Origin of the sequence: Rubrivirga sp., assembly GCF_049648075.1 — a bacterium.
Classification (GTDB): Bacteria; Bacteroidota; Rhodothermia; order Rhodothermales; family Rubricoccaceae; genus Rubrivirga.
Genome location: NZ_JBARYR010000245.1, coordinates 1 through 3127, shown reverse-complemented (window position 1 = coordinate 3127; position 3127 = coordinate 1). Strand labels below are relative to the sequence as shown.

The 3127-nt window shown below is 69.7% G+C and carries 2 protein-coding genes and 1 pseudogene; all 3 read left to right on the top strand.

Features of this window, described 5'->3' with window-relative positions; genetic code table 11:
* Window positions 1–337: 337 nt before the first annotated feature.
* Entirely contained in the window at window positions 338–1135 is a 798-nt protein-coding gene (locus WBA11_RS07450; protein ID WP_424520067.1) for a hypothetical protein, read from the top strand.
* Window positions 1132–2781, top strand: coding sequence for a FlgD immunoglobulin-like domain containing protein (locus tag WBA11_RS07445; RefSeq protein WP_424520066.1), 1650 nt, complete (start codon window positions 1132–1134; stop codon window positions 2779–2781). The genes WBA11_RS07450 and WBA11_RS07445 overlap by 4 nt, the downstream gene beginning before the upstream one ends.
* Before the next feature lie 71 nt (window positions 2782–2852).
* Window positions 2853–3127 (top strand): annotated as a pseudogene (locus tag WBA11_RS07440) (hypothetical protein); the annotation flags it as partial.

Sequence of the window (3127 nt, the reverse complement as noted above, 5' to 3'; positions counted from 1 at the left end):
CGCGTGGACCATCCGCCCGTAATGATCCGCGAGCCGTTGACGCCGGGGCGGAAAGCGCTCGGCTACCTCTGCCTGGTCATCTTCGCGCTGTGCTTCTCGATCCGGCCGATCATGGTGTACGGCGGGTAGCGCTCTCGAGGTCGGCGGGTGGCACTGCCGAGGCGCCCGTGTTTTCAGGCGATGCTCCTAAGGGCAAGGCCGAGCCGTCCTCGAGGGCGAGTCGTCGTTGGGCAAAACCCTGCGAACACGTCCGCCCCCCACGTCGCGTGGCTAGGTTGGGCGCTCGCCACCTCGAGACGCCGACCCGCCGGACCGCTACGCCGCCGCTTTCCCGTTTATGCCCGTAGCCCTCCGGCCCGTCGTGGCCTTGCTCGCGCTCACCCTCGCCGGGTGTGACGCCGCCCCCGGATTCGACGACGAGACCCGCCGTCCGTCGTTCGCCGAGGCCGAGATCACGCCCGTCACGTTCGACCTCGAGTCTGCCGATGCGACCGCCACGGTGCCGCTCGCCGTCACCGGCGTCCTCGAGGCCGAGGGCGCGGTCGAGCTCCTGGTCGTGGTCCGCTACGCCGAGACCATCGCCTACAACGCGCTCGTCGACGGCCGAACCGTGAACACTGACACGCTGGTCACCGAGGTCGCCCTCGAGGTCGAGCCCGGCCCGTTCCGCGTCGACGTGCCGCTCACATTGCCACGCGGTGCGACCGGCGACTACACCGTCCGCGTCTCGACCGAGGGCGCCGACGGCCGGGCCGGCGACCAACTCGTGTCCGTCTTCCAGTTTTCTGCCCCATCGCTCGGCCCGCCGTCCGTGACCGTCGCCGACGCGGCGGCCGTCGACCGTCCGACCGGGGACACCATCCGAACCGTGCCCATCGCTGCGACCGTCACTGACCCCGACGGCCGTGAGAACATCGCGCTCGTCTTTGCCCAGGTCCCCGATGGCGGCGGGTTCATCGGAGAGCTATTCGACAGTGGGGGAGACTCCGACACGCTCTTGGGCGACGGCGTGTACTCGGCCGCTGTCCGCGTCGACTCGTCATTCGTGCCCGGCACCTACGCCCTCGAGGTCGTCGCCGTTGACCGGGCTGGGACGGCGAGCGACCCGGCGCCCTTCACCTTCACGGTCCGATGAGAGCGTTCTTCGTGGGCCTCCTGTTGGCAATCGCACCCGTCCTCGAGGCGCAGACGATCGAGACCGGACGCGGGCAGATCCGTCTGCTTCCCCAAGGCGCGCTCAACGGCGTGGCCGTCCTCGATGCCGAAGACGGCGTGCTCCGCGCCGGGCCGGTTCTCGTCGAGGTCGCGCCGGACGGGACCGTCACGATTCCCGCCCTCGAGGACGCGAACGTGACCGCGTTCGACCCGCCGACGGCCGTCGACTCGCGAGCGTTCACGATCGACGCCCAAGGCGACGTGGTCGTGGTCGGACTCGGGTTCAACGACGTCACGGCCGATGCCGAGGACCCGCCCGACACCGCCGCCGGCTTCGCCATTTCGACCGACGGTGGCGACACGTTCGACTTCCGGTTCCCCGCCCTCGATCAGAGCACGGACACGACGGTCGCCTACGGCGCCTCCACGTTGCCCTCTGTGCCGTCGACGCTCGCCTCTGGCTCGACGCCGGTCGACGTGGCGCTGACGGCAGGTGGAGACACGATCTACTCTGCGAATCGGCTAGCGGGGCTTCGGCGTAGCGTCGACGGCGGCCGAACGTGGACGCGACTGGTGCTCCCGCCGGACTCGCTGCTCGTCCTCGATCCGCGCGAGACCTACGACTTCCTGTATTCGCCGGATCGCTTCCAGCCGATCGACTTCGTCCAGGTCGGAGATCAGAGCGTGCCGGTTTTTCCTCAGGGCGCGGCCAACTTCGAGGCTTTCTCGGTCTTGGTGGACGAGACCGGGACGATCTGGGCCGGCACGCTCAACGGCCTCAACCGCTCCGTCGAGGTCGACGGCGCCGACGACCCGGCCTGGGTCCGCTACGTCACCGGTCCGGTCGGGAGCACGATTCCTTCCACCTGGGTCTTCGCCCTCGAAGAACAGGAGCGCGAGGGCCGGAATCACATCTGGGCAGCGACCTTCGTCCCGTCGAACAACATCTCGTTCTCGACGGTCGGGCAGCAACCCGGCGTGGTCGTGTGGCGCGGGGACGACGAGAACGGCCAGCCCATCTTCGACACTGTTCTGTTGAACGTGATCGCCGAAGACATCGCGTTCGGCGAGGACCGGGTCTACGTCGCGGCGGCCGACGGGCTTTACGTCTCCGACGACGACGGTGCGACGTGGCGCATCACGCGCGCCTACCGCGACGCTGAGGGCCAGACCTTGATCGACCAGCCCGTCAGTGCCCGCGCCGTCGCGACCACGCCCGGCCGCCTGTGGGTCGGCACCAACGGCGGCTTGCTCACCAGCACCGACGGCGGGCGCACGTTCGAGCTGTTCCGCGCCAACGTGACGCCGTCCGCCGGGGACGACGAGGGCCGAGACGTCGAGGTCTACGCCTATCCCAACCCGTTCAACCCGCGCGCGCCCGGACGCGACGGTCTGTTGCGCGTTCGCCTCGACCTCGAGGCCGGCGCCGACATCACGGTCCGCATCTTCGACGTGGCGATGAACCTGATCCGCACCCTCGAGGCACCCGGCCGGCCCGCCGGCCCGAACGAGGTGCTGTGGGACGGCCAGAGCGACCGCGGCCTGCGCGTGGCCAACGGCGCGTACATCTACACCGTCGACGGCGGCAGCCCCCAGGCCTCCGGCCGCATCCTGGTGATCCAATGATGAGGGGAATAGGGATTAGGGGCCGGGGGTTGGGGACGTGCGTCGTCCTCGAGGTCGTCTGCACGATTGCGGTGCTACTGGCCGCCGTGCCGACCTCGATGGCGCAGGGCGCTGGGGTGTTCGCTCGGATGGGCATGGGCGCGCGGTCGCTCGCACTCCCGGCTCAGTCGGCCGACCGGTCGGGGCTGGCGAGCCCGTACTTCAACCCGGCCTTGACCCCGTTCCAGCCGTCGCAGGGCGTCGAACTCTCGGCCGGGATTCTGGCCTACGACCGCTCGTTCAGCTCCGTCCAGGTCGCCGCTCCGCTCAAGCCGAAGTCCGGCTTCGCCGCGGGCGTCGTCTCGTT

Bases quoted from the DNA above. Each gene is read 5' to 3' on its own strand.
- WBA11_RS07450 (WP_424520067.1), top strand. From the start codon at position 338: ATGCCCGTAGCCCTCCGGCCCGTCGTGGCCTTGCTCGCGCTCACCCTC.
- WBA11_RS07445 (WP_424520066.1), top strand. From the start codon at position 1,132: ATGAGAGCGTTCTTCGTGGGCCTCCTGTTGGCAATCGCACCCGTCCTC.